The organism is Micromonospora sp. WMMA1923, assembly GCF_049179195.1.
Taxonomy (GTDB): Bacteria; Actinomycetota; Actinomycetes; order Mycobacteriales; family Micromonosporaceae; genus Micromonospora; species Micromonospora yangpuensis.
In genome coordinates, this window is the sequence record NZ_JBMHLZ010000001.1 from 2,872,364 (window position 1) to 2,897,669 (window position 25,306).

The following is a 25,306-nucleotide window of genomic DNA, read 5'->3' on the forward strand; positions in this document are numbered from 1 at the left end:
CAGCACACCACCTAGTCAGGGTAGAACGGCGAGCCCGGGAAAGCCGTCGAAGTGACGACGGTTCAACGTCAGTAGTGGCGCTTCGTAGCGGATCACCGTGGCGCAGATCCACAGGTCGTTGGTCTGCGCCGCATGTTCGAGCGGATGGCCGGCGGACTGGGCCTGCGCCTTGAGACGACCCCACAACCGAGCCAGTTCCTGGTCGTACAGGGCGACGACGTAACGCCGTACGGCCTCCTCCAGGGCTCGGAGCCGACGCTCACCCCAGCGTGCTTTCGCGGCCCCGTAGTGCAGCTCGGCGATGCTCGCAAAACGGATCGTCGCGCCGTTGGGCTCAAGGTCAGCGACGCCCTCCGCCATCACCATCTGGTCCATCGCGTCCAGCACGGCGTCACGCAGATCCGAGTCGAAGTCGCACAGGATACTTCCCGCGTAGGTGTCGATCCGGCAGCGCAGAGTCGCGGGCGAAAAGTCACCCATGTGGAGCCTGCCCACCACGGTCGACTCCTGAGCGATCTTCTCGAAGGATGTCCGGCGAACAGCGCTCTGCAGGGCGTCGTCGATGAGGAATCGAGAGCGATCGCCCTGCCGCAGCTCCACCCGGGTGACGTTGCTGGTGCTGATGCCTCCGGTCAGGCTTCTGAGCTGGTTGAGCACCTGCGGACCGAAGTGCGGCGGACGCACGTCGGGCCGCTCGCGGAGGCTGTTGGTGCCCTCCTCCAGCGCCGTCAACGCCTGCTCCAACACCCCTTCGCCGAGCTGGAGCTGCCCCGTCCGCGCGATATCCAGCACGGCCGAGCCCGCGCGGAAGCCGACGAAGTCGAGCCGCACCGCGTCCACGATCTCCCGAGGTCGGCGGCCAGGCCCAGCGGCCTTGCCGGCGATACTCAACGCCAGCAACTCCAGGGTCGCCTGCAACCCGCTGGCCAGTCGGGACAACTCGCGAGCGGAAGCCGTCCACCTTCGGTGGCCGGACCGACCGCCCGCAGGGTCAGGTCGACGACCGGTGAACCATCACTCGTCATCGCCACCTCCTCCACACTGCGTAACTCCGGCCCGCAACAGCGTACGCGCCCAGCGGACCACAACCGCGCTGCAAGCGGACACCCCGTCCGTCCTCGACGGCGAACGGGCGGCAAGTGAGGGGCTGCATGGGCATGTTGTACGTGCGGATCCTGCAGCGCTTCGCCCGGAACGACGGCCAGCGGCAGGACCCGGTGTCGAGCGACCGCTGAGCCTCGCCGCGCCGAGCGGCGGACACGTCGCCCGGCGCAGCCCACGGTGAGCCGTGGTGGGTCAGCGACCGCCGTTCAGCTGCCGGCCTCCTCCAGGATCTTCTCGACCAGGGTTCGGGACTGGTCCGGGTCGAGGGCAAGGTCGTCGAAGCTGGCCCAGGCCCGCTGGTACGCGGCGAGCTCGTGCGGGCGGTCGAGGTAGAGCGCGCCGGTCATCGACTCCTGATACACCACCGGCGGCGCGACCTCGGCCCGGTTGCCAGGCGGAAAATCGAGCAGCACGAACGGCCCGGCGAGCACACCCGCACACATCCCGGCGGCGAACGGCAGCACCCGGATCGACACCTGCGGCAACCCACCCACCTCCAACAGGTGTCGAAGCTGACCCACCCCGGTCGCCGGATCACAGGCCGCCCGCAGTAACACCGACTCCGACAACACCACCTCCAGCCGCGGCGGCACGGGAAACGTCCGCCGCAGCAGCCCCTGCCGGGCCAACCGCGCCTCGACCACCCGATCGCGCTCACCGGCGGGCAGGTGCCCCTCGACCCGCAGCGCGTACCCACGGGTCTGGAGCAGGGCGGGGATCAGCGCGTGCTGGTACTCGCGCAGGCGGCAGGCATCGGACTCCAGGCCGGCGTACACGTCGAACCAGGCCGGGACCGGCCCCTCGTAGGCGCGCCACCAGCCCTTCGACCGGGTCTCCCCGGCCAGCGCCACCAACGCGCCGGTCAATTTAGTACGCGCGTCGTACAGCTCGCACATCGCCCGCACGTCCGCACCCCGGGTCGGGCCGCCACCACCCTCGATCAGCCACACCCTGCGCCGACTCCACCCCAACGCGTCGGCCGCGCCCTCCAGGGTCATCCGCGCTTCGGACCGCAACTCCCGCAACGCCCGCCCCAACACCCGCCGAGGCACCCCCGACACCACACCCTCGCTCACCGCCCCCGCCCTCCCCGCAGCACCGGCACCACGCGAACCACCGCGCCGCCGCACCGCGACGCCACCACCCCATCGGGTACGCGACCACGGGCCGCCTCCCTCACCCGCACCCACCGCTTCCCATGCCTAGCCATGTGCCCTCCCCTTCTGCTAGATGCCAATAGCGAACTCGCTCCCATACCCCCTGTCAAGTACGACAGTGGCTGCAGATTGCGAGGCAACCCGATCTGAGCTGCCCGTTCAGGTGAACCGACGAGGGCTTGCGTATTCGCAAGGGGGTCAGCTCGGGATGCTTCCAGGGTGGGCTGGAAGCGGAGGCTGTACGGAAGCGCGGAGCTTCAGGAACGCTTGGGCGTCTCCCGGGTCCGCGTCGTTCAGCTCACCAGCCGCCCCGACTTCCCACACCCCTTCGACCGCCTGGCCGGCGGCGCTGTCTGGCTGGTGGAGGACGTGGAAGCCTGGATCGCCCAGCACCAGCCCTGGAAGGCCAAGGGTGCGGACGAACCGCCACCCCCGGAGAGCTGAACCGTCCCGAGCGACCCCCCGCGGTGGAGGCACGGGAGGCCTTCGGCTGGTGGCGAGCCAGGAGATCCAGGAGATGCTCGGCGTCTCCCGTACGCGTGCCTACCAGATCACCAACTCGAAGTCCTTCCCGGACCCGGTGGCCGTCCTCTCCGTCGGCCGGATCTGGCAGACCGAAGACGTCGAACGCTGGATCAAGGCCCACCGCCCGGCCCCCGAGACCACCGAAGACTAAGAACCTCGCTCGCCGGGGCGGCCAGCGCGACTCCATCCGACGTAGCGCATGAGGCAACTGAGGGCCGCTGATCGCCACCTTCGACCGGGGCGAGCGTCATCACGCAGACCCCACACCGCGCCATCACCACCGGACCGGGTACGCGAGCCTGCGAGGTCGCCTCCCCCGCCCGCACAAACCAATCCCATCGCTTTAACCATGAGCCCTCCCCATCGTTGATTAGCGACCCGGTGGCAGTTTGCCTTCCCCATCCTTCGCCCGGTGACGCGGCCGCCGCTTTCCTAGGGTTCCTAGCAAACCCACGGTTGCTTGCCGACAGGCAGATGATCGATGGTCGGATCTGGATATGACTCACGCCCAGCACCTATGGCGGTCGATTCGCGACAACCTCAGGGCCCGGATCAGAGCCGGCCTGCTGAAGCCGGGCGAGAGGATCCCCACTACCCGGGACCTCATGGACCAACACTCGACCAGCTCCGCCACTGTCCGCAGAGCCGTCGACTCCATGATCGAGTCCGGAGAACTAATCGGCAGGCAAGGGCTCGGCGTCTTCGTCGTCGACGCCCGCGCTGAAGACTCATAGATTCACATGATCAGACCTGAGTTCCCCGACTACATCCGTACACTGGTGCGCGGGGAGCACGCCGCGAACGATGCGATCGAGGCCAGGCTCCAGGCCGAGGGCTGGGACGGCTTCCCGAAGTTCCTGGCGATGGCCTTCTTCCTCGCCGTGGACCTCCGGTTCGGCGAGAACGCCGAGTGGTCCGACGTGATCAAGTTCGTGGCCGACCTGCGCACCGACCTGCACGGCGGCGCGGAAATCAACGCCGAGGCCGCCGAACGGCTGATCATGTCGGTCGTCGACCCGTCGGTGGACTACACCGCCGCCCAGGAGATGATCGGAGCCATCCAGGCCGCCACCGCGTTGAAGATCCTCGCCGAGGCCAACCTCACCGACACCGACCTGGACTCCCTCCTGGCGGAAGCGGTCACCCTGACTGATCGTCCGTAGCGCGTCCGGACGGCCGCCGGGCAGTTCAACCCCGGTGAAGCTCCACAAGGATCTTGGTAACTAGTCGCCGGGACTGCTCCTCGGCCAGAGCCAACCCGGCCAAGCCGATCCAGGTCTCCTTGTACGCGGCCACCTCCGCCGGACGGTCGAGGTGGAGCGCCCCGGTTAACGAGTCCTGGCACCACCGGCGGCCCGGGCTCGATACGGCTACCGGGCGGAGAGTGCAACGCGCGCTCTTTCGCATTTCAACCGCAGCGATCTATAAGAACATGAAAGACAACAAGCACTTGCCAAGGACCGATGTACCGCCCTTGCAACACTCGGGCCACTTTCAACGCCTTCGCTAGGATTTGCTACTAGAACCCACCTGACGAATCTTTGGCTCATCGCCCTCTTTGGACTGTGGCGAGCTCTCCGGAAAGTCTTTCTGAAAAGAAGCAAAAGCCAAACTGAGGCGAGCAATTGATTCAGGCGAAGCCTTGGATGCAGCTTGCATGGCTTGCCGCATCATACCCAACACATAAGCTTCATAGGAAAGATCGGCAGCCTCACGATCAACCTTGTCCAGTTCTGCAAACTCCATCAAAGGGTCAGCCTCGGACTCGATATTTTCAACTCTTCGGCTGCCTGGGTCATGAATATGTTGAAAGATGTCCGTCGAGAGACTCACGAACGCCTTATTCGGGTTATACGCATGCAGCGCGTGAGAAAGTTGCTCGTGGTCCACAAAACCATAATCGCTGTAACTTAGAGAAGCGCTAGATCCACTTAGATGTTGCCGTACAGCAATCCAGATAGAATCTCCGTCAGAAATTGGATTCTCTGACCACACTTGCATTACTCCATAACTTCCAGAAGAAAAGAATTTACCTTTTAAGCGCTCAAGTCCACGAAACCATCTTGGCCTTTCTAGATTTTCCGTGAGAATTATCGCCTCCACCAGTGTCGCATCAGCGCTAAACTCGGCCGCGGCCTGCCGACCAATTGCGAGTAGCTCATCACCTACTTCCCGCCGAGATCGCGTCACAATCTCTTCAGTGTCATGATATTTGCTATTGTCACGAAGTGCGATGACGGCAACCACCGCCACAAATGCTGCAGTCCAGATTGCTTTAAAGAACTCGTCCACTGTAGGCACCACAACTACCGCAGGCCCAGGACCGAGACCGCCAATAAAGCTGACCAACAAGAGCCCCAGCAATGACACTGCAGAGAAAACTACCGTCGGTATCCGCAGCCTCGAACCCCGCATCTTCAAGCTGCTAAATATCCGGACCCCCTGCGTCCGGGCGGCATGAACCGCACCAATGCCAAGTGCGCACACTACGGAGTGGCCGCCAAATCTGCCCACCGTAGTTGCGACGAGCAAGGACACCAAGTACGTCGGACCTAGCGCAAAGAGCAGGTACCGCGCGAAGCCTCGATTTACCACAACCCCGTAATCACTAGCGGCTAGAGTTGCATACTTGATCGGCCATTCCGTCTTTACCGCCAGATAAAAAACATAGAGAAGCAGGACGCCTACACAAACACCAAAAAGCGTAGGCCAAATGACTTGCCAGTTCAGTTCAGCCGGGAACACAACAAACTCCCACAGACTTATTTTGCAACTCACATTCGAGCTGCGCCGCATTATCAACCGACGACCGAAATGTCAAATTCTTGAAACATGCATTGGAGGCTGGCCTGGCGGAGGAGTTAACGGTGATAAGTAGCTCTGACCATCGACCAACGGATCATTTAGACCTAGTCCAGCCGCAGCCATGCGGTCATACTCAGCAAGGACCAGTTCCTTTGTGCGATATGAGCCATGTTTCGCGATGTCGTTGTTCTTCAGTCCGCCATTCTCTGTCTGAAACGACTCCATAATGTAGTCGACATCGTCGCGCTCAATGCCGTACAAATGGAAGAAGTAGGCGTCCAATTCGGCGCGAATCTGAGCACGGCGATTCTCGTCCCAACGGAACGGCTCCCCTTGGTAAGCAAGGTCTCTCGCAAACGGGGCCATGTCGCTGGCGGTAAAAATGAGTTCCAACACACGCGGTGCAATGAATGTCACATGGGGTTCCATCATCCCAGGGGTGGGCACTGGAAGCTGCTTCCACGTCATGAGGGCCATATGCGCGCCGCTCACCTTTTGACGACTGATGTAGTCGAAAACCAGGGAGCTCTGAGCAGCGATCAAGGCGGCAGACAATGCTGGACCGACTCCTGGAAACATCAATGGAAAAGTGTGCCCTACCGCCGTCCGCGGGATGATGGCGGGAATAGCCGTGCGCTCGTCGGTGGTACGGCACACATCACGCCAGCCACAGAGCCAGTCATACGGCCAGCCGGCTTCCTTAATGCGCAACTGAACGCCAGCAACCCTAACATCTTGATCTTTTCTCACCGTAGAAACTAATTCATCATCTGCCACCCAGTAACGAGGCATCGCCATGGTGAACGGTTGGCTCTTATCTAATGATGTCACGCGATCGCGGTCGTCACTGCCTTCGCCATAGTAGGAATTCCAGCGATGATCGAATTGATGTACCATTTTGCCCTCATAGAGCGGCAACATTCGATCTTCACCATGGACGAAGACGTTCCCTTGCAACGCCCAGCCGTTGGCCTCCAACTCTTCCCTGGTTTGGAATAGATCGGAGTCGTCGGTCATATTAAACAGATTCTTGAAGCTTAATCCCCACGGATTACTGGGTGGGCAACTCTCATTCCACAACACTGGGACTCGACGGTAGATGGCGGCCGTCAGGTCTGCATCTCGCCGACTACGGAAGATTGGCAGCGTCCCCGTATTAGGGTTGATCAGAATAATTTCTTCAGAGGTGAGTGCGAACACTCGATCGCTGCCATCAAGGTCAATCGGGGATTCCAGAAAAAAGGCGTAACGCGCAGCCGGTTCGGCCAAACCTCGCCCAGTGCCCGCTAGCAAACAAAACTTGTAGCTGGAATGCACACCTACGAACAGCGGCTTGCGATTCTCGAAGTCATAGAGCGATGCAATACGGCCACTCCCGCTGAGCCCACTGAAGAGATGCTGGGCACCGGCACCCGTAGCAATAGCCGTGGGAATGACACATCCGAAACGACCTGTCAATGTGATGATCGAGGCAAAGCGCTCGGTGAAAAGCTGGTCCGTCTGAAGCGAATTTACCCCCCTGACGGTGAGGCCCTTCGCGCAGAGAGGAAAGGCACCGGATCCAGCTGCAAAGTGGAAACTCGCCTTTACTCGCCTGCGTTCGGCTCGATAGCGCTCGCCCTCGTCCGGGAACTCCTCTGCCCAAGCGGCGATCCGACTTCGGCGAGCGGTGCCGGCAATCGCGGCAATCTCGGGCTCGACCACGCTGAAGTACTTCTTGTCCTCGAAGTCGACCTTGTCCCAGGGTGGGTTTCCGAGGACACACGAGAAGCCACCCGCCCAACCCGTAGTCGGGTCGACGTCGACATGGGGGGTGGATTCTTTCGGCACCACGAAGATTTCCGGGAACTCCAGATGCCAGTGGAAAAAAGTGTACCGCTCACGTAGGCGCGCAATCTCGTCGTGCGTGACCTGGAAAGCACCTGCTCCAGCCGGATCCCGGAGCGTTCGGAAGATCTCATGCGTGATGGCTTTGGGTGCATCCTTCGCCTTGTGCCAGACGAACGCCGCGCACCACGCGTCGGCAACGTGCTTGGCGTGCACGTACGCCGCAGAGCAGGCCCACTCACGGTATGCGGCGGCCCGCTTGCGGACGCCGCGAAGGTCGCCGGCCGAAGTGCGGATGATCTGCCGCAGGGCGGTCGCGAAGGTGATGTTGGTCAGGGACATGCCTTCGTCGAGTCCGAAGAGGACGGGATGTTCGTCCCGTTCGACTTCGTTGCGTCTCTCCAGTGCCCGTGCCCAAGCAGGATCGTCGCCTTCGACTGGTCTGAAAGCCTTACTGGGGATGCCGCCTCTGATCAAGGCTGGCGTCGCCCCCATCAAGCCGTTGCCGTGCTTGACGTGCGCGTCCAGGAAGTCCAGCGGTCGGCCCGGTTCCAGCGCCTCCAGCCAGAGGGATACCTTGGCGAGTTCCACCGCCATCGGATTGAGGTCGACGCCGTAGATGCACCGACCGACCACTTCGTGCAGCGCGTGTCGTACCGCCTCGACCGTGGGCTCCGGGTTGCCTTCCCGGATGGCCGCGACGCGCTTGGCGATCCGGCGAGCGGCAGCGACCAGAAAGTGGCCGGACCCACAGGCCGGGTCACAGACGGTCAGCGACAGCAGCTCGTCGATGATGCTCTCGGTCGTGTCGGGCTTGCCTTCAGCCGCCGCCTTCTGGTCACCGCGCTTCTGCGCGTCGTCGATGACCGGGTCGAGCGTGGAGTCGAGCAGGGTCTCGATCAGCGAACTCGGCGTGTAGTACGAGCCCGTCTTCTTGCGGTCATTGCCGGCACGGTCGACCAGTGCGAAGGTGCTGTCCGTCGGGCTGTGCTTCGGCACCGACTCCAGCAGCGATTCGTAGATCGAGCCCAGTTCCTCGGCACCCATGTTGCGGTAGTCCACCGGACGCCAACGGCCTGATCCACCGTGCCGGACCCGGCTAAGGAAGCGAACCGCTTCCAGCAGGTCCTTGTTCGCGAGCGACAGCCCGTGCAGCGGAGCATCGGCCTCGACGTCGTCGTAGAGGCCGCCGAGGCCGGGAAGTCCCAGTTCAGGGCGTCCATCGACGTCGCCGAGCGCCGTGAGGACGATCCGTAGCGCCTGGTAGAGGTCTGCGTGCGTGGTGCCCCGACGGCGCAACGCCTGGCGGCGCAGCCGCGCAGAGGAAAAGTACTTCGCATACCGATCGCGAGTCTCGTCGCTGGTGCTTGGTGGGTGCAGGGCGTCGCGATCCTCGGCGACGAAGAGGAAGATCAGCCGATAGACCAGGCGCAGCAGGGCTGCGTGGTAGGCGTTGACGTCGAGATCACGTCGCAGCTCGCCGTTGGCCGGGTGCCTGAGGAACCCGGTGCCGAGCGCCATGATCGCGCTCTTGACCGCCTCTCGGTGATAGTCCAACGCGCGTACGCCCGAGGAGATGGCTTCGGTGCGCCACTTCTCCAGCCAGCAGGTCGACGGGGTAGCCCCCTCCCCCACCGCGAAGCGGGAGACGTGCAGCAGCCGGTAGAGCAGGACGAACTCGCTGAACAGTTCGCCGTCGAAGATCGCCTCCAGGTCGAACTCGACGTAGGCGGCGGTGGCCAGGGCGTTGGAGTCGCGCAGCAGTCGCAGTTGCCGGCCGTTGGTGAGCACTCCCCACAGGTGGGCGTCGGTGCGGTTCAGGCACTCCTGCACCAGTGACTGCGGTGGCACGCCGCCGGTGGCCGGGCGCTTGTCGAGGGTGGCGTTCCACGGGGCCAGGTGGATCGGGACGTGGTCCCAGCGGTGGCTGATCGGGAAGGTCTTGCGGCCGTCGTCGGCGGTGATGCCGGTGGCCCCGATCGGGGTGAGGATGCCGAAGCCGAAGGCGTTGAACAGCGGTTCCAGCCACTGGGTGACGGCACGGCCGGTCGGGTCGGCGGGGGTGTCGGCCTCCGGGGCGACCGGCAGCGTGTCGCGCAGGTCTTTCCACACCGACCTGAGCCAGTCCCAGTGGCGTTCGGCGTCGTCGCGGACCGAACGTGCGGCGACCACCCGGTAGTCGGCGGGCTTGCTGCCGGGGACGTCCCTGCCCTCGGCGATGCGGACCAGCATGTCGGCGGGGAGCAGGCCGCCGATGGTGTGCACTGCGGTGAAGATCTGGTTGCGGGCGGTGGCGGACATCAGGCGACAGCTCCGGCGGTGGGGGCGGGCAGGTAGACGTAGGCACCGAGGACGTCGGGGCGGCCCTGGGCGGTGACGGTGAGGCCCCGGACGATCTCGCCGGCGGCGCTGCGCACCCGGCGGTGCGAGGCGAGCAGTTCGGCGGCCAGCTCGTCGCCGTACCCGGTCAGGTGGTCGTGGGTCGCGGGCAGGTCGGTGAGGATCTGCCGCATGGTGCGTTCGCCGAAGCCGGGGTCGGTGTTGGCGTCGGCGGTGGCGTCCAGCAGCGCCAGGGCCTCGGGGTGGTCGAGCCAGCGGGCGTTGCCGGGGCTGCCGGCGAAGGCGAGCAGCCGGGCGTCCTCGGCGACGAGCTGCCGGCTGCCGGCCCGCGAGGGCAGGGTGAGCTGGAAGCGGTAGCGGACCACCAGCAGGGTGGTGCGGCTGGTCACCGCGCGGGTGCGGATCACCCCGCAGCGGCGGGCCGGGCGGGGGCCGGCGGTCTGCTCGTCGAGGGCGGCGTTGAGGACGTATCCGGCCAGTGCCGCCACCGCGGGGTCGGTGCGGACCATGGCGACCTCGCCGCGTTTGACCGCGGCGGTGGTGCGGAACGGTACCGGCCGGCCGGTCTCCACGGCGTCGCCGCCGAGCGCCGGGGCGAGGGCGTCGCGCAGGCCGGCGGGGGTGCCGCTGACGTCGGCGGTGAAGTCGCCCGGGTGCGCGGGGTCGTCGCGCAGGAAGCCGTCGAGGCTGCGCAGGGCCCGTCGGACGAAGCCTTCGATCTCCGAGGTACGGCCCAGGGTGTCCCGGATGGCGGCGACCTCGCGGGCCACCTCCTGCGGGTGGATGGCGTGCTGGGCGAAGCGGGAGCGGGAGGTCTTCTCCCGTTCGGCGGCGGACTGCCAGTCGCTGGCCAGTGCGGCGGCCTTTTTGTCGATGGCGCGGTACTCGTCGGCGTCGAAGAGGCTGCCCTGTTCGCCGTCTCGGCCGCGCAGCAGCAGCCACTCCACGATCGCGTCGGTCACTCCGGAGGAGGCGGCGTCCGGGACGGAGACGGAGATGCCGAGGTCCTTGCGGATCTGGCGGTGCTTGCGGATGAGGACGTCGAGGACCTTGCCGTCGATGCCGTTGTCGCTGCCGTAGAGGGTGACGACCCGCACCACGCCGCGCTGCTGTCCGTACCGGTCGACCCGACCCTCCCGTTGATCGTGGCGGGTGGGGTTCCAGGCCAGGTCGTAGTGGATCACCGCGTCGAAGTGGTGTTGCAGGTTCACGCCCTCGGAGAGACAGTCCGTGGCCACCAGCACCCGACGGGCGGCCGGGTCGTCCCCGGCGTCGCGGGCCAGGTCCTCGATGCGCTGGATGCGCTGCTGCGGGGAGAGGGTGCCGGTGACCGCCCGGACGATGGTCTTCTTGCCGAGCTTGCCGTCGAGGTGTTCGGCGACGTACTCGGCGGTGGGGATGTAGCGGCAGAAGACGATCGGGTGGTAGCCCTCCTTGAGCAGCGCCTTGACCTGCTTGACCAGGGTGGCGAGCTTGGTGTCCTCGGCCGGCCCCTCCAGCTTCGCGGCCTGGGCGGCGAGCTGCGCCAGCCGTGCCCCGGCCGCGCTGTCGGCGTCGGTGGTCTCCGCGCCGGGGGCGACGTCCAGCCCCTCCAGCGCGTCGGCGTCGGAGAAGTCGCTGGTCAGCGGGGCACCAAGCCGGTCGGCCTCGGCGGCGTCGCGGGCGGTGGCGGTCGCCGAGCGGGTCTGCAGGGTCTGCGCGGCGGCGCGCGGTGAGGACACCAGCGAACGCAGCAGGGCGATCGCCGACCACCAGGCGATCCGGACCTCCCGCCGGCCGCGCTGGTCCGCGGCGCTCACCCGCTCGCTGGCGTACGCGATGGCGTCATCCAGCAACGCCCGGTACGCCGGGGAGAGCTTGTACGTCTCGTCCTTGAACTCCCGGTCGGTGGGGAACGAGGTCTGCTCGGTGAGCGAGTCGTCGGCGACCCCGTCCTCCCGGGTCAGGTACTTGCGCACGTCCTGGCGCTTGCGGTGCACGAAGTACGGGGCGAGGGCGCGGCGGCCGGCGTCGGAGCCGAGATCGACGTCGGCCAGCTCCGGCTTCAGCAGGCCGAGCAGGTTGCGGAAGGCGCCCTCCTTGCCGCTGTGCGGGGTGGCGGTGACCAGCAGCAGGTGCCGGCCGGTGTCGGCGGCCACCCGTTGCAGCAGCTCGTAGCGGAGCTGGTTCTGGCTGGTCACCGTGTCGTCGGCGGCCACACAGGTGTGGGCCTCGTCGACGATGACCAGGTCCGGGCAGTGCCGGACGAAGTCGTCGCGGTGCCGGGTGGACTTGATGAAGTCGGTGGAGACGATCACGTGCGGGTGCCGGTCGAAGAGCGACTGGCCGAGGTCCAGGCCGCGTTCCAGCCGGGACACCGTGGAGGCCAGGACCAGCTCCGCGTCGATGCCGAACTTGGTACGCAGTTCGTCCTGCCACTGCTCGGCCAGGGCCGGGGAGCAGAGCACGGCGAGCCCGCTGGCGCTGCCCTGGGCGAGCAGCTCGCTGGCGATCAGTCCCGCCTCGACGGTCTTGCCGATGCCGACGTCGTCGGAGATGAGCATCCGTACGGTCGGCTGGCGCAACGCCATCAGCAGCGGCACCAGCTGGTAGGCGCGGGGTTCCACGGCGATGCCGGCCAGCGAGCGGAACGGGCCGGCGCCGGAGCGGAAGCCGATCCGCAGGGCCGAACGGAGCAGCCCGGCGGCCTGGGCGTCGCCGAGGTCGGTCGGGGACGGGTCGGCGAACTCGGCGCTGCGTACCTGCTCGAAGGCGGGGAAGACGGCGGCGATGTCGTCGTCCGCACCGCCGAGCGGGCGCAGCACGAGCAGGTCGCTGGCGCTCTCCGGCAGCACTACCCAGTCGCGGCCCCGGGCGGAGACCAGCGATCCGGCGCTGAAGGGGATGGTCATGAGGGGAGGGGGTCCTTCGCGTCGTGGACTGTTCTGTTGTGGTGGTCAGGTGGCGCGGGGGTCGGGGTGGGCTCAGCGGCCGGTGCTGGTGCCGAAGCAGTAGCGGTGCTCGGCCACGATGGCGGCCCAGTCCGCGTCGTGCGGGAACCGGATCACGTCCCAGCCGGCGTCGCGGAGCCGTTCCTCGGCGTCGCGGTCGCGCTGGGCGACCGTCTCGTGGTCGTGGACCGGGCCGTCGACGAAGACGGCGACCTGGCCGCCGGGCAGCCGGTAGACGTAGTCCGGCCGGGCCAGCGCCTCGGTGATCAGGACCTGCGGCTCGTCGGGCAGCCGCAGACCCCGCTCCTTGAGCCAGGTGACGAGCTTGCGTTCCAGCGCGGTGTCCGAGCCCTCGCTGAGCCGGCTGAGCTGCTCGGTGCGGGACTCGCCCTGGCCGGTGGTGGTGGCCCTGGCGGCGGCGAAACGCAGCAGCAGGTCCCGGACCAGCTGCCGGTTGATCAGCTGGTGGGTGAGCTGGTTGCCGTAGGTGAGCAGGCAGTCGTAGCAGCCCCGGGCACAGGACCTCTCGTCGGTCAGGTCCTGCAGATCGCTGCCGTCGGGGGCGAAGTGACAGATCTCCAGGGCCTTGGCGGCGGCGGTGGCCAGCGCCTGCGGGTCGGCCTGCATCAGCCGCAGCACCCCGGCCCCACCCTCGGCGGCCTCGGTGAACAGCATCCGATCCCGGGGTCCGGTGTCCGGCGGCAGCAGCTCGGTGGTCAGCTCCGAGTCCTCCAGCTCGAACGCGGCCTCGATGCCGCGTTCCAGGGCGTACATCAGGGTCAGCGCGACCTCCTGCGCCACCGGCTCGTCCAGCTTGAGGACGAGGATGTTGCGCCGGTCCTCGACGTACGGGATGACCCGCTTCTTGCGGCGTTTCTCGTTGCCGTCGTCGTCGACGACGGGCATCTCCCGGGAGTCCCCGGCCGCCTCACCGGCGTCGCGTTCGTTCATCCAGCGGCCGTCGGCGGGGTCGAGCCAGAAGCCGTCCGGTTCGTTCTCCTTGGCCCGGACCCGGCCGACGTTGGTGACCCGCACGGTGGCCGAGTCACCGTAGGACAACAACCCCAGATCACCACCCGGATCGGCGATCAGGGCGTCGCGGCGGCCCGGTCGGGCCCCGTGGTCGTGGAAGCGGTACGAGGTGACCAGCCGGTAGCCGGCCCGGCGACGCTCCTCCTCGTCGGAGGAGATCCGCTCCCGCCGCTTGGTGTAGACGGTGTGCAGATGCAGCAGGCCGGTGCTCGTGTCCTGGCTGCTGAACGGCTGGTCGCACATCTGGCAGCGGTCGGCCTGGTGCCTGGCGTCGTGGTGGTAGCCGCACCGGGTGCAGCGGGTCGCCTCACCGGTGGTGACCTCGCCGGCCGCGTCCGCCGGCAGCTGGATCCGGGTCACCTGGTAGCGGGCCCCCTCGTGGTAGATCAGCGCGCCGGGGCCGAACTCGCGGATCGCCAGGAACCGGGGCCGTTGCAGGTAGTCGCCCTCCCCCGACCGCCGGCCGGTGGTCGGCACGTACGCGGCCAGCGGCAACCGGGGGAACGAGTAGCCGGGAAGGAACCCCTCGCTGGCCAGATACCGGTACGGGTTGAAGTCCGACAGCACCGACCGGCTGTCCACGCTCTCGTTCTTGAGCAGGTTGAGCTGGGTCTCGGCCTCCTTGCGGCGACCGACGGCGATCCGGCGGTCCCGTTCGGACAGGGTGTGGTCGAGGACCCGCCGGTTCTGCTCCGCCTGGTCGACCAGAGCCGCCTTGAACAGGCCCCGCCACCTGTCGAAGGCGCGGTCGAACCGGTCCGGGGTGGTCCGGACGGTGTCCTCGATCCACTGGTCGTCCCACCAGCTCGACTCCCGGTACTCGGGCAGCAGGCCGGCGAAGACCCGCCGGGCCGAACGCGCGGCGCTGTCCTGGAAGCGGGCGTCGTGCAGCGCCGCGGCGATGTGGTCGTGCAGCGGCAGGGTCGGGTTCGGCAGCCGGGAGTCCTCCGGGTAGCTGATGTCGATGTTGTCCGGGATGGCGCGGCCCAGCTTGAGGCCGGTCTCGGCCAGCCAGATCGCCTGCACGTGCGAGCGGACCAGGTCCTCGTTGGCCAGGTCCAGCCGGGGCGGGGCGACCGCGCCGGCGACCATCTTCTCCGAACGGCGGAAGTAGTACTGGTCGTGGCTGTTGCCGGTGGCACAGTACGTGGTCACCAGGGCCGGTTGCCCGGAGCGACCGGCCCGGCCGCTGCGCTGGGCGTAGTTGGCCGGCGTCGGCGGGACGTTGCGCATCATCACCGCGTTGAGCTCGGAGATGTCGACGCCCAGCTCCATGGTGGGCGAGCAGTAGAGCAGCCGCAGCTCCGCCTTGCGGAAGGCCTCCTCCCGGCGTTCCCGCTCGGCCGGGTCGACCTGGGCGGTGTGCTCGCGGGCGGCCAGGCCGGCGAGAGTGCTGGCGGTGTCGCGGTAGAGCTTCCGGAAGAAGGTGTTGACCCGGGGGCCTTCGCCGCTGGCGTAGGTGCGGGTCAGCGGATCGTGGCCGCCGGTCTCGCCCCGGCCGGCCCGCCAGAGCAGGGCGGCGGCGGAGACCCGGTAGCCGGTGGTCGGGGTGACGGCCCGGCGGAAGCGCGCCGGACCGCTGGGGGTCTCGGTGCACTCGACGACGAGGTTGTCGTGCTGCAGCACCTTGAGCAGGTCCACGATCAGCCGCTGCGCGTCGTCGAAGGAGAGGCCGGTGCCGAAGTGGGTCGGACGCCGGAGGAATTTGCCGACCTTGCCGCGCCCGGACAGGAACAGCCCGGACCGGCTCGACCCCTTCTTCGACGACTGCGGATAGGCGGTGCCGACCACCGGTTGGTCGCTGGCCGACAGCGTCCACGGGTCGACCAGCAGCTCCTCGCTGGCCCGCTGCAGCGAGTCGAACTCGCGGAAGTACTGCACGTCGATGGCGAGGCCGCGACGCATCTCGTTGAGCAGCGCCCGCATGATCTCGGATCGCTGACCGGGCGTGGCGTCCCGCAGGTGCCGGTCGGTGCCGGACCACCGCTTCTCGTTCCCGGCGATCCAGTCCACGTCCGAGTAGTCGATGACCAGCAGCCCGGTCTGCTCCAGGTTGGGCATGGTGACCCGCCAGCCGCGCTCCAGGTCGAGGTAGAGGCGGTAGGCGACGACGTCCCGGAACGCCTTCTCGGCCCGCTTCCTCATGTTGGGCGCCAGGTCGTCGCCGCGGGCGAAGTCGGTCAGCCGTAGTCGCAGGGCCGCCGTCACCGCGTCGGCGAGCTGCTCGTGGGTGAGCGCGGCCTCGTCATCGTCGCCGGTGGCCGCCTCGGCCGCCTGCACCGCCGCCCGGTAGAGGGCACCACGGAGCTGGGTGATCTGCACGAAGTCGTTGAAGTGCCCGGCCTGCAGCGAGGCGTCCTGCCGGTTGTCCACGAAGGTCAGCAGCTTGCGGGCCTTCTCGTCGAGGGCCTCCGGGGGTGCACTGAGCAGTGACCGGATGATGGACGTGGACACCAGCGACGTGGCGGATGACCGTCCCTCCTGGTCCAGGCTGGCCAGCTTGGCGAAATCCTGACCCCGGGCCTGCTCGTAGCTCACCCCGCAGTGCAGACAGAACCGGAACGGCGAGGGTACGAACGCGGCCTGCAGCGCCCCCTGCCCCTCCCAGCCCTGGGGGTTCACGGTGACCGCCAGCGGCAGCCGGTCCCGCAGTGTGGGGCGGACGGTCTCGTGGCCGTGGTCGTCGGCCTCCAGCCAGGACTCGGGGATCCGACGTTCCTCGATGGCCAGCTCCGCCGTGGCCGGCCAGGCCCGCTCGGAGTCGACGTAGAGGTAGCCGTCGCCGGCCCGGCCGCCGGTGGCGGTGGTGTCCCGGCGCGGCTCGTACCGGTACGAGCCCTGGTGTTCGGTGCGGAAGACGGTCAGGTACTCCTGTCCGCACTCCCGGCAGAACGCCAGCGGCAGCAGGATCTTCTCCTCCGGGCCGGGCAGCACCAACTGGTACTCCCGGGTGAGGTGCCGGGTGAGCTCGTCCTCCAGGGTGACGTAGACGGTGTCGCCCTTGGAGATGAACTGGTGCAGCCGGAAGGCGAACAGGGGCCGCTCGGTGACCGGGTGGCGGGCCTCCGAACCCGCCTTGAGGGTGTCCCGGATCGCGGTGACGCACTCCTTGACGGGCAGACCGCTGGACCCGGCCAGTTCGGCGGCGGCGTCTTCGATCTTGGCCGGTTGCTGCCGGACGAGCTGGCCGGTCGGGTCCGGGACGAGACCGAAGCGGCTCTCGATCCACCGGGCGAGGGGATCGTTGACCAGGTCGGCGTAGGCGCGCGGGGCACCAGGTGCCCGCAACCGCTCGACGGACACCGTGTCCGGCGTCGGGCCGGTCGCCCGGACCAGGGTCTCCCCGATCACGTTCTGCCGGGTGACCGGCGTACCGAACAGGGTGGTGGCCACCCGGGCCACCGCGGACCGCCGCTGCTCGGCGCTGCCCTCGCTGGAGATGGTCGCGGAGGTACCGACGCACTGAAGCTGGTCGGCCGCGCAGGCCTCCCGCACTCGGCGGATGAGCAGGGCCACGTCCGCGCCCTGCCGGCCCCGGTAGGTGTGCAACTCGTCGAATACCAGGAACTCCAGGCCATGGGCCATCCGGATCAACGACCGCCGGTCGTCCGGCCGGGTCAGCATCAGCTCCAGCATCACGTAGTTGGTGAGCAGGATGTCCGGTGGATTCTCCCGGATCTGCCGGCGCTGCTCGTCGCTCTCCTGCCCGGTGTACCGGGCGTAGGTGACCGGTTCGCGGCCCTGGCCGTAGCCGTCGCTGAGGTACTTGTCGAGTTCCTTGAGTTGGCTGTTGGCCAGCGCGTTCATCGGGTAGACGATGATCGCCCGGACCCGTTTGCCGGCCTTGTCACCCTCGGCCTGCCGGACCTTCAGCACCCGGTCCACGATCGGCACGATGTACGACAGCGACTTGCCGGAGCCGGTGCCGGTGGTCAGCACGTACGACGCGCCGGACTGAGCCTTGTCGATGGCTTCGCGCTGGTGCTGGTGCAGGGTCAGCGGCCGGCCGTCACAGGACCGGCCGCCCTCGGTCTTGCCGGCCTGGAAGATCCGGGCGCACTCCTCGTGCAGCACGCCCTGGCTGACCAGTTCGAGGATCGAGCCCCCGGAGGCGAAGAAGGGGTTGAGCGACACCCAGGGGTCCGGCCACTGCGACTTGGCCTCCAGGTCCTCATCGACAAAGATCGCGATCCGGTCGTCCCGGATGACGGTGCCGCCCTTGGTGAAGGACCGGTAGTCGTTGATGAGCTGCTTGTGCACCCCGAAGACGTCCATGCCCGACGGGGGCGTCACGGCCAACGGCCCCGGTGCGGCTCGGACGGGCACCGGCTCGGTGGCCACCCGCTCGCGGGCCTGGGCAAGATAGCGGACCGGATCGGACTCCGCCCAGCCGGGGACCGTGTCGGTGCCCTTGGCGTAGGGCAGCAGCGCATCGCGGACCGTCGCGGCGTCGGCGGGACGGTCCGCCGGATCCTTCGCCAACAGGACGGTGATCAGCCTCATCAGGTCGCCGGGCACGTCCGAGCGCATCAGATCGATTGGTGGGACCCGCTCGTGCAGGTGCTTCTGCCACAGCTCGTGCGGGTTGTCGCCCTGGAAGGGCGGCACCCCGGTCAACAGCTCGTAGAGCACGCAACCCAACGCGTACAGGTCGGCGGCCTGGGTCACCGCGGCGACACTGAACTGCTCGGGAGCCATGTACCGCACGGTGCCGACGGTGATGCCGGTACTGGTCACCTTGCCGTTCTCGGCGTCGTCGAGCATCCGCCCCATGCCGAAGTCCAGGACCTTGACCACGCCCGAGCGCAGCAGCATCACGTTGGCCGGCTTGAGATCACGGTGCACGATCCCGACGATGTGCGCGGCGGACAGTCCGTTAGCGATTTGCGCACCGATGGCAGCGGCCCAGGAGATCGGCAACTGTGGTTGCTCGTCGACCAGGTCCCGCAGGGTCCCGCCGTCGAGGAGCTCCATCGCGATGTAGGGCAGCTCGTCGGGGGCGGCGGCCCCGGCGATGATGCGCGGCAGATTGGGGTGATCGAGTTTGCGCATGATGCGCACCTCGCGCTCGAACCGCTGCCTGGCCTTGTCGTCGGCCGAGGTCCCGATGGCGGTCCCCGCCCGGCTGCGCAGGATGAGCTTCAGGGCGACCCGGCGGTGCGGCGAGTCCTCCGGCGCCTCCATGTCGTCGGCCCGGTGGACCTCCCCCATGTTTCCCTTGCCGATCGCCCCCCACAGCCTGAACCGGTCTGCCACCCAGTCGTTCTTCGCCGTCACCCTCAACGCCCCCAGCTCGTCGCGCACGACGACCACGCATGCGGCGGGACCGTTTTGATGCTGGCTGCCCACTCAGCCAGCGAGTCCCGTGCACAGGACTCCACGGGGACATTTCGCCCAGAAGAGATGTTCGTGATGCCGTCCGTGGAGTATGCCGCGCAAGCTCCAAACAGGAATCATCCGGTCGGCGACGAAGGCAGACCGTTTGTTGCCAGGACTCGGCACCGCCATCGTGGTCCTGAGCGGACCGTTTCATCATCAAGCCTTGGCGATGACAACCATCGCTACTGGTCAAGCCTGCCATTGTGGACGGCAGCGACTCTTCCCACCGACCGCACACGATGGACAAAGCTGTCGTCTGACGCGCAGCCAGCTGAGGTGTCGGATTGTCGACTCAATGTCTTTCAGCCACGGAATGTCCGGACCGGGCTACCTCGTCGTCGGAGGCCGACGGTCAGCTGTTCCAGAACATCAGCGCACGCGCCCGCCGCGCGCAGGCGGTCAACTCGGGCACGCCCCGCGCGGGAACGGCGTACCCGCGCGCCCGGATCAGGGCCAGGAACTCCGCCGGCACCGCGACCCGGTGCCGGCGTACGTAGTAGGCGAGATCCCGACGCCACAGCCAGTCACCGTCGGTCAGCACCGTGGAGCCGTTCATCACCTGATCGGTGGGCTCGAACGGGTCGGCGGCGACGTCCATCACGTCGATGAGCACATGACCCGCGTCGAGGTAGCCGACCACCCGGGCCAGGTCGGGCAGCTCCTCGTCGGCGACGCTGTCGAGGATGCTCCGCTGCGGCTCGGCCGAACGGACCGGACCGAACTCCAGGAACATCCCCGCCGTCTTCACCTGACCGCCGTCCATCAGTGCCCGCCGTTCGGATAGTAGGTCTTCCACTGCCCGTCACCCCGGCGGGCTCGGTGGCACCGGTCCGCTATCGGTCGCCGTAACGGTATCGACAGGCGATGATCTCGACGTCGTCCTTGGTGATGCGGTACACCAGCCGGTGTTCGCGATCGATCCGGCGGGACCAGAAGCCGGACAACTCGCCCCGCAAGGGCTCCGGCTTTCCGATGCCCTCGTACCCGTTGCGCATCACGTCCGCGATCAGGTCGTTGATGCGCTTGACCAGCTTGCGATCGGAGTGGTCGAGGCACTGGCTCCATGCCGTCGCGGTGAAGACCAGCCTCACGCGACGTCCCGTACAGCGGCCGGATCGGGCAGCTCCCGCTCGGTCGTGTCGCCCTGCTCAAGCTCGGCGATCGATCGGCGGAGGGCAGCAGCATTGTCGGGGCAGCGCAGGTGGGCCGGAGGCACCACCAGGTGAACGACACCGCCACGGGCCGGCAAAGCGGCAGCCCGGATGACGCCAGGAGCTAGAACCGTAGAACATATCGTTCTACACTCGTTTCCATGGAACGCATCGGTGTCCGGGAGCTGAACCAGAACACGAGCCAGGTCCTGGCTCGGGTCAGTGGCGGCGAGACCGTCGAGATCACTGATCGCGGCCGCCCGATCGCCCGACTTGTTCCGGTAGGCGACGACAGGTCGGTGTTGGCCAAGTTGGTGGCGGCAGGGCGAGCCGCCCCTCCCACCGGCGGCGGCTCTGTGCCACTCCCGCCGAAGCTCGGTGACGAGAGTGTCGACGTGGCCACCTCGCTTGCGGCGACGCGTGACGAGGAGCGCTGGTGATCTATCTCGATTCAGCTGCCGTCGTCAAGCTGGTTCGCCAGGAGGAGTGCAGCACCGACCTCGTCTCCTGGCTCAACAAGCACGACGACGTGCCGCTGGTCTCCTCCGCTCTGGTGGAAGTGGAAGTACCCAGAGCGCTGCGCCGATCAGCTCCCCAGGCCTTGATCGGAGTGCCGGCTGCCGTCGGACGGCTGTTCCGGCTGGAAATCGACAGCACGATCCGGGCAACCGCAGCAGCATTCGCCGAGCCGACGATCCGCAGCCTCGACGCCATCCACCTGGCCACCGCCCAGGTGCTGACCAACGAGTCCGGCACGGCGCTCACCGCCTTCGTCACCTACGACCGGCGGCTGCTCCAATGCGCCAGAGAAGCAGGGCTACCCGTAGCAAGCCCCGGCCAGAACTGACTCACGAAGTCCCGGCCGCCGCACGGCCACGACATCGGCCGTGCCTGCGTTCTGCGCTCTTGCACCCCTCCGCTTGAGGCATCCGTTTCGAGTGGGCCAGAGGTACCACGCGGCGATGCGTTCACAGGACGAGGTGGCGTACCAGTTCGATGGTGCCGGCCAGGAGTGCGCCACCCAACAGCGCCACCACCGCGCACCCGCTCTTGGCGTGGGAGCCGCCCAGCACCGGCGCGGACCGCCCGACCGCCGGTCCGGCCGGAAACTCCTCGGTGTCCGCCACCGGCGCGGGCGGAATCGGGTCGATGACCGTCCCGCCGTACTGGTCGTGGTACTCCGCCGGGCTCAGCTCCCGTACCCGCCAGAACTCGTGCCAGCGCGGACCGTCGTACACCTCGGTCGGCTCGTCGGTCCCGGCCTCCTGGCCACCGCCGGTCGCGGCGGCGATCGCGTCGGCCAGCAGCGGGTGGGCCTCGGCCACCGACAGCACGGGTACGCCCAACTCCCGCGCCCGCACGATCCGGGGATCGGTGTCGTCGGCGGCGGGGTCGGTGACGACCAGGCGGACGGTGCGGGTGAGCTTGACCGCGACGGTGGCCCCGTGGTCGACGGCGAGGTCGACGACGCCGGTGACCTCGGCGGAGTCGCCGACGGGCAGGATGCGCCAGCCGCGCAGTGGTGCGCCGCGGCGGGCCCGGTTGGCCGCCGCGGCCTCCTCCAGGTCCATGATCAGGTGGGTGGCGGCGAGTTCCTTGGCGGCGCGTTGCAGCTCGCGCAGTTCGGCGGCGGTGACCACGCCGTCGGATTCGGCGTGGGCGCGGCGGACGACCAGGAACTCCTCGTGTACCTGGCGGGCGGTGGCCTGGGTGAGGCCGGCCCGGCCGACCAGGGCGGCGAGGTTGGTGGCCTCGTCGCCGACGATCCGGCCGTCGGTGAGGGCGCGGGCTAGCAGCGCCCGGTAGTCGCTGAGCCCGTCGGGGCGCGGTGCGGGCGGGTCCACCGTGTACGGCAGTCGGGCGCTGAGGGTGGCCAGCCAGCCTTCGGTGCCCTTGCGCAGGCCGACGACCCGGGGCGTGACCGGGGTGTGTCGTGGCTGGCCGGGTAGGGCGACCGGGGCCAGGCCGCGCCAGTGCAGCGGCTCGGGTGCCGCGCCGACCAGGCTGGCCAGGGTCGCGGCCATGGCGCGGGCGATACCGAGGGCCGAGGGCAGCGCGCTGGGCCACTCGCCGGTGATCAGGTTGGCCACCTCGGCCAGTTTGTGGTCGGGGCGGTCGAGGTGGAGCCGGGTGGTGGTCAGGGAGCAGAGCCCGGGTACGGGTGGCAGTGCGACGCCGAGGCGGTCGTACTCGGCGCTGAGGAAGCGGTCGACGTAGTCCAGGCTGTGGCCGACCACGATCGCGCCGCTGAGCCGGGCGAGCAGGTCGTCGGCGATCTCGGCGAAGGTCGGCGCGTGGGTCACGTCGGCGTCGGTGATCCGGTGTGACTCGGGGTTCGGCACGGGGGTCTGCGGGTCGACCAGGGTGGCGTACTCGTCCAGGACGACGCCGTCGCCGCGCATCCGGACCACGGCGACCTCGCAGATTCTGGCCCCCTGCGCCGGGTCCAGGCCGGTTGTCTCCACGTCGACGAGGACGAAGGTGACGGTCCGGGGATCTGCTCCTGGCTGCCGGGTCAGCTGCCCGGCGACGAAGATCGACACCCCCGAAGTGTGCCATGCCTGTCAAACGGCATGACTGTTGACACGGTTCACAGAGGATGCTCTCATTGACGCCACCGACGACGCGAGGAGTCCATCATGGACAGTTTGACCAGGCCGCCCCGGAAGCGGTCCACCACGCGCCCGGCCGTGAACCGCCGACGCCGCCGCGCCGACGGGCCGCCGCCCGACCAGCCGGCGCTCTTCGACCACCTGCCGCACCGGCCGGACACCTACCTGACCACCGTCTACCGGCTCGACACCGCGCCCACCATGGCCGGGCTGCGCCGCGCGCTCCACCACCCGTACCTGCGGGAGAAGGGCTTCACCGCGACGCCGCGCCGGGTCGCCGGACGGCCGGCCCTGCTGGTCGACGGCGTGGTGCGGCAGCCCCGGGCCGAGTACTGCGACGTCATCGCGCGGCTCACCGGCCACGACATCGCCCTGGGCCACAGCAGCGGCGGCAGCGTCCTGCTCCTGGCCGTCGACGACCGGGTGTACGCCCTGACCTACGGCACCCTGGGCCGGCACATGATCGACCCGTCGGCCGTCGACCGGGGCTTCGGCATCGAGTTCGCGGTACGCGCCCTGCTGCCCGACCACATCCGGCAGGTACGGCGCCGGGTGCTCGGTGCCAGTGGCCGGGTCGACCGCAGCCAGGTGCCCGGTGGGCAGCCCATCCGCTGGTACACCATCGACAAGTGGAACGAGCTGGTCGGCCAGGTCGCCGGTCGGGTCGACAACCCCCGGCTGGCCGACTGCCGGCGTACCGGCAGGCCGACCGTGGTGGAGGGCAGCGACAGCCTGCGCATCCGGCTCTGCACCGAGCCGGACGGGTTGCTCGCCGACCTGCGGGAGATCGACCGGGTGTGCCGGCAGGAGTCTCCCCTGTCCGACCTGGAGTTCATCACCCAGCTCCGGCCGCTGCGGTCGGACGACCCGAGGATGAAGGAGTTGCGCGACGCAGTGGACGAGCGGCTGGGCCTGGCCGATCCACCGGCGTTCGGGCTCGCGGTCCCCGGCCCGCTGCTCGGTGAGATCGAGCAGGTCCGGTCGTACCGGATCAGGGTCGCCAGGTCGGGGCGGCCGGCAACCTCGACGACGGAGCTGGACCTGGCCGCATTGCTGGCCCACACCCGGCGGGTGCCCGACGGGAGGCGGTGGACGGGGCTGCAGGCCACCGACAGCCTGACCCTCTGCACCGACGAGGCCGGCAAACAGACCATGGCCACCACGCCGTTGTCCCGGTGGCTCACCGCCGAGGTGCCGGTGGGCGCGCACCGCCTGCTGCTGCACGAGGGCACCTGGTACGAGATGGGCGCCGGACACCAGCGTTTCCTGCGGGAGGAGATCGAGCGGTTGCTGGACCGACCGGCCAGCCTGGTGCTGCCGGCCTGGCCGACCGGCATGCCGGAGAAGGACTACAACGACCGGGTGGCCGGCGTCCTCCCGGGCTTCGTACCGCTGGACCGCAAGCTGCTGCGTACGGCCCAGCACCGGCACGGATTCGAGGCGTGCGACCTGCTCGGCCCGGACGACGAGCTGATCCACGTCAAGCGGGCCAAGGGCAGCTCACCGCTGAGCCACCTCTTCGCCCAGGGCGTCACCTCGGTCGACGCGCTCTGCCACCAGCACGACGCCCGTACCCGGTTCGTGGAGACGGTCCGGCGGCAGCGGCCCGGCCGGACCATCGACGAGAGCTTCCGGCCCCGCAAGGTCGTCTACGGCATCGCCCTGGACCCGGGCCGGGCGCTCACCGCCACCGACCTCTACACCTTCGCCCAGGTGGCGCTCTACCACGCGGCGAAGACGCTGCGGGTCGAGGGCGTCGACGTCGAGGTGGTCAGCATCCTGCCCCGCTGACCGACGACTCCTCCCGGCCCGACGGACCGGTCCACCCGGCCCGTCGGGCCGCTCCACCCTGCCCGGCCGCTGCCACACGGGCCGCTCCACCCTGCCCGAGATCAACCAGGAGGCGTCGTGTTCCCCGACGAGTTCGACGAGGCCATCGCGAAGCTCCCGATCGACCTGTACCAGCGGGTCCGGGCGCTGAGGCCGCACCTGGACCGCCCGGCCTGCCCCGACTGCCTGCGGATCACCGACCCGGTCGACTTGGCCCTGCTGGCGGCCCGCTACGGGGAGCTGTCCGCCAGCGGCAAACTGATCGCCGCCGCCGAGCGCCTCGCCGCCGCGCACCCGCACGACGCCGCCGAGCCGGACCCGCAACCAGAGACCGCGGTGCCCCCTGCCGCAGGGGCTCCGGCAGCGGGGGCTCCGGCAGCGGGGGCCCCGGGCACAGGGGCCTTGGCAGCGGGGGTCCCCGCGGCAGGGGGTACCCGGGCCGCCGGACGGCGGCCCACCAGGCGACGGCCGTCCAGGGTGGTGGCCGACCGGCGTCGGCCGTCCACGGTGACCGTCCGGCGGATGACCTTCCGCGGTTCACCTGCTGGCAGGTAGCCGATTGATCGACTCGGTTGGGTTGATGTGGCGGTATCAACCGGCCCCGGACGCCGCCA

The 25,306-nt window shown here is 68.3% G+C and carries 17 protein-coding genes; 8 read left to right on the plus strand and 9 right to left on the minus strand.

What is annotated here, in order from left to right:
* Nucleotides 1-15: 15 nt before the first annotated feature.
* Together ACN28G_RS12990 and ACN28G_RS12995 are read right to left on the minus strand one after the other, a co-directional pair.
* Nucleotides 16-939 carry a PIN domain-containing protein gene (locus ACN28G_RS12990; RefSeq protein WP_421479205.1) on the minus strand — a complete coding sequence of 308 codons (924 nt, stop codon included), beginning with the start codon at nt 937-939 and terminating at the stop codon, nt 16-18.
* Between the two features lie 371 nt (nt 940-1,310).
* A complete protein-coding gene (locus ACN28G_RS12995) occupies nt 1,311-2,180 on the minus strand; it encodes a helix-turn-helix domain-containing protein (protein WP_421479206.1) in 870 nt (289 codons plus the stop codon).
* A 348-nt stretch (nt 2,181-2,528) separates the two neighbouring features.
* Between ACN28G_RS12995 and ACN28G_RS13000 the strand changes: the two genes are divergently transcribed.
* The 4 genes from ACN28G_RS13000 to ACN28G_RS13015 all read left to right on the plus strand — a co-directional run bounded on the left by ACN28G_RS13000 (nt 2,529) and on the right by ACN28G_RS13015 (nt 3,949).
* Nucleotides 2,529-2,705, plus strand: coding sequence for a DNA-binding protein (locus ACN28G_RS13000; protein ID WP_308472690.1), 177 nt, complete (start codon nt 2,529-2,531; stop codon nt 2,703-2,705).
* Nucleotides 2,706-2,754: 49 nt separating this feature from the next.
* Entirely contained in the window at nt 2,755-2,937 is a 183-nt protein-coding gene (locus tag ACN28G_RS13005) for a helix-turn-helix transcriptional regulator (RefSeq protein WP_421479207.1), read from the plus strand.
* 346 nt (nt 2,938-3,283) lie between these two features.
* On the plus strand, nt 3,284-3,520 hold the full coding sequence (locus tag ACN28G_RS13010; RefSeq protein ID WP_421479208.1) for a GntR family transcriptional regulator: 237 nt from the start codon (nt 3,284-3,286) through the stop codon (nt 3,518-3,520).
* Nucleotides 3,521-3,526: 6 nt separating this feature from the next.
* Complete coding sequence (locus tag ACN28G_RS13015; protein ID WP_421479209.1) at nt 3,527-3,949, plus strand: hypothetical protein; 423 nt, start codon at nt 3,527-3,529, stop codon at nt 3,947-3,949.
* A 343-nt stretch (nt 3,950-4,292) separates the two neighbouring features.
* Here ACN28G_RS13015 and ACN28G_RS13020 read toward each other — a convergent pair whose 3' ends face one another.
* The 6 genes from ACN28G_RS13020 to ACN28G_RS13045 form a co-directional block, all read right to left on the minus strand.
* A complete protein-coding gene (locus ACN28G_RS13020) occupies nt 4,293-5,078 on the minus strand; it encodes a hypothetical protein (protein ID WP_421479210.1) in 786 nt (261 codons plus the stop codon).
* A 525-nt stretch (nt 5,079-5,603) separates the two neighbouring features.
* The gene (locus tag ACN28G_RS13025) at nt 5,604-9,719 is read right to left on the minus strand and encodes an Eco57I restriction-modification methylase domain-containing protein (RefSeq protein WP_421479211.1); all 4,116 of its coding nucleotides are present in this window, start codon (nt 9,717-9,719) and stop codon (nt 5,604-5,606) included.
* Nucleotides 9,719-12,649, minus strand: coding sequence for a helicase-related protein (locus ACN28G_RS13030; protein WP_421479212.1), 2,931 nt, complete (start codon nt 12,647-12,649; stop codon nt 9,719-9,721). Before ACN28G_RS13030 ends, ACN28G_RS13025 begins: the two co-directional genes overlap by 1 nt.
* Nucleotides 12,650-12,721: 72 nt before the next feature.
* On the minus strand, nt 12,722-19,024 hold the full coding sequence (locus ACN28G_RS13035) for a protein kinase domain-containing protein (RefSeq protein WP_421479213.1): 6,303 nt from the start codon (nt 19,022-19,024) through the stop codon (nt 12,722-12,724).
* 427 nt (nt 19,025-19,451) lie between these two features.
* A complete protein-coding gene (locus tag ACN28G_RS13040) occupies nt 19,452-19,895 on the minus strand; it encodes a hypothetical protein (RefSeq protein WP_421479214.1) in 444 nt (147 codons plus the stop codon).
* 37 nt (nt 19,896-19,932) lie between these two features.
* The gene (locus ACN28G_RS13045; protein WP_091439251.1) at nt 19,933-20,190 is read right to left on the minus strand and encodes a Txe/YoeB family addiction module toxin; all 258 of its coding nucleotides are present in this window, start codon (nt 20,188-20,190) and stop codon (nt 19,933-19,935) included.
* A gap of 221 nt (nt 20,191-20,411) precedes the next feature.
* Between ACN28G_RS13045 and ACN28G_RS13050 the strand changes: the two genes are divergently transcribed.
* Together ACN28G_RS13050 and ACN28G_RS13055 are read left to right on the plus strand one after the other, a co-directional pair.
* Entirely contained in the window at nt 20,412-20,690 is a 279-nt protein-coding gene (locus tag ACN28G_RS13050; protein ID WP_421479215.1) for a type II toxin-antitoxin system Phd/YefM family antitoxin, read from the plus strand.
* Nucleotides 20,687-21,097, plus strand: a complete 411-nt coding sequence (locus ACN28G_RS13055; protein WP_091439259.1) for a type II toxin-antitoxin system VapC family toxin — start codon at nt 20,687-20,689, stop codon at nt 21,095-21,097. The genes ACN28G_RS13050 and ACN28G_RS13055 overlap by 4 nt, the downstream gene beginning before the upstream one ends.
* Before the next feature lie 121 nt (nt 21,098-21,218).
* On the opposite strand, the gene ACN28G_RS13060 is transcribed toward ACN28G_RS13055, so the two are convergent.
* Entirely contained in the window at nt 21,219-22,793 is a 1,575-nt protein-coding gene (locus ACN28G_RS13060; RefSeq protein WP_421479216.1) for an exonuclease domain-containing protein, read from the minus strand.
* Between the two features lie 96 nt (nt 22,794-22,889).
* Between ACN28G_RS13060 and ACN28G_RS13065 the strand changes: the two genes are divergently transcribed.
* Nucleotides 22,890-24,653: a DUF6119 family protein gene (locus ACN28G_RS13065; RefSeq protein ID WP_421479217.1), complete on the plus strand. Its 1,764-nt coding sequence runs from the start codon at nt 22,890-22,892 to the stop codon at nt 24,651-24,653.
* A gap of 117 nt (nt 24,654-24,770) precedes the next feature.
* Nucleotides 24,771-25,247, plus strand: a complete 477-nt coding sequence (locus ACN28G_RS13070) for a hypothetical protein (protein ID WP_421479218.1) — start codon at nt 24,771-24,773, stop codon at nt 25,245-25,247.
* The last annotated feature ends 59 nt before the right edge of the window (nt 25,248-25,306 follow it).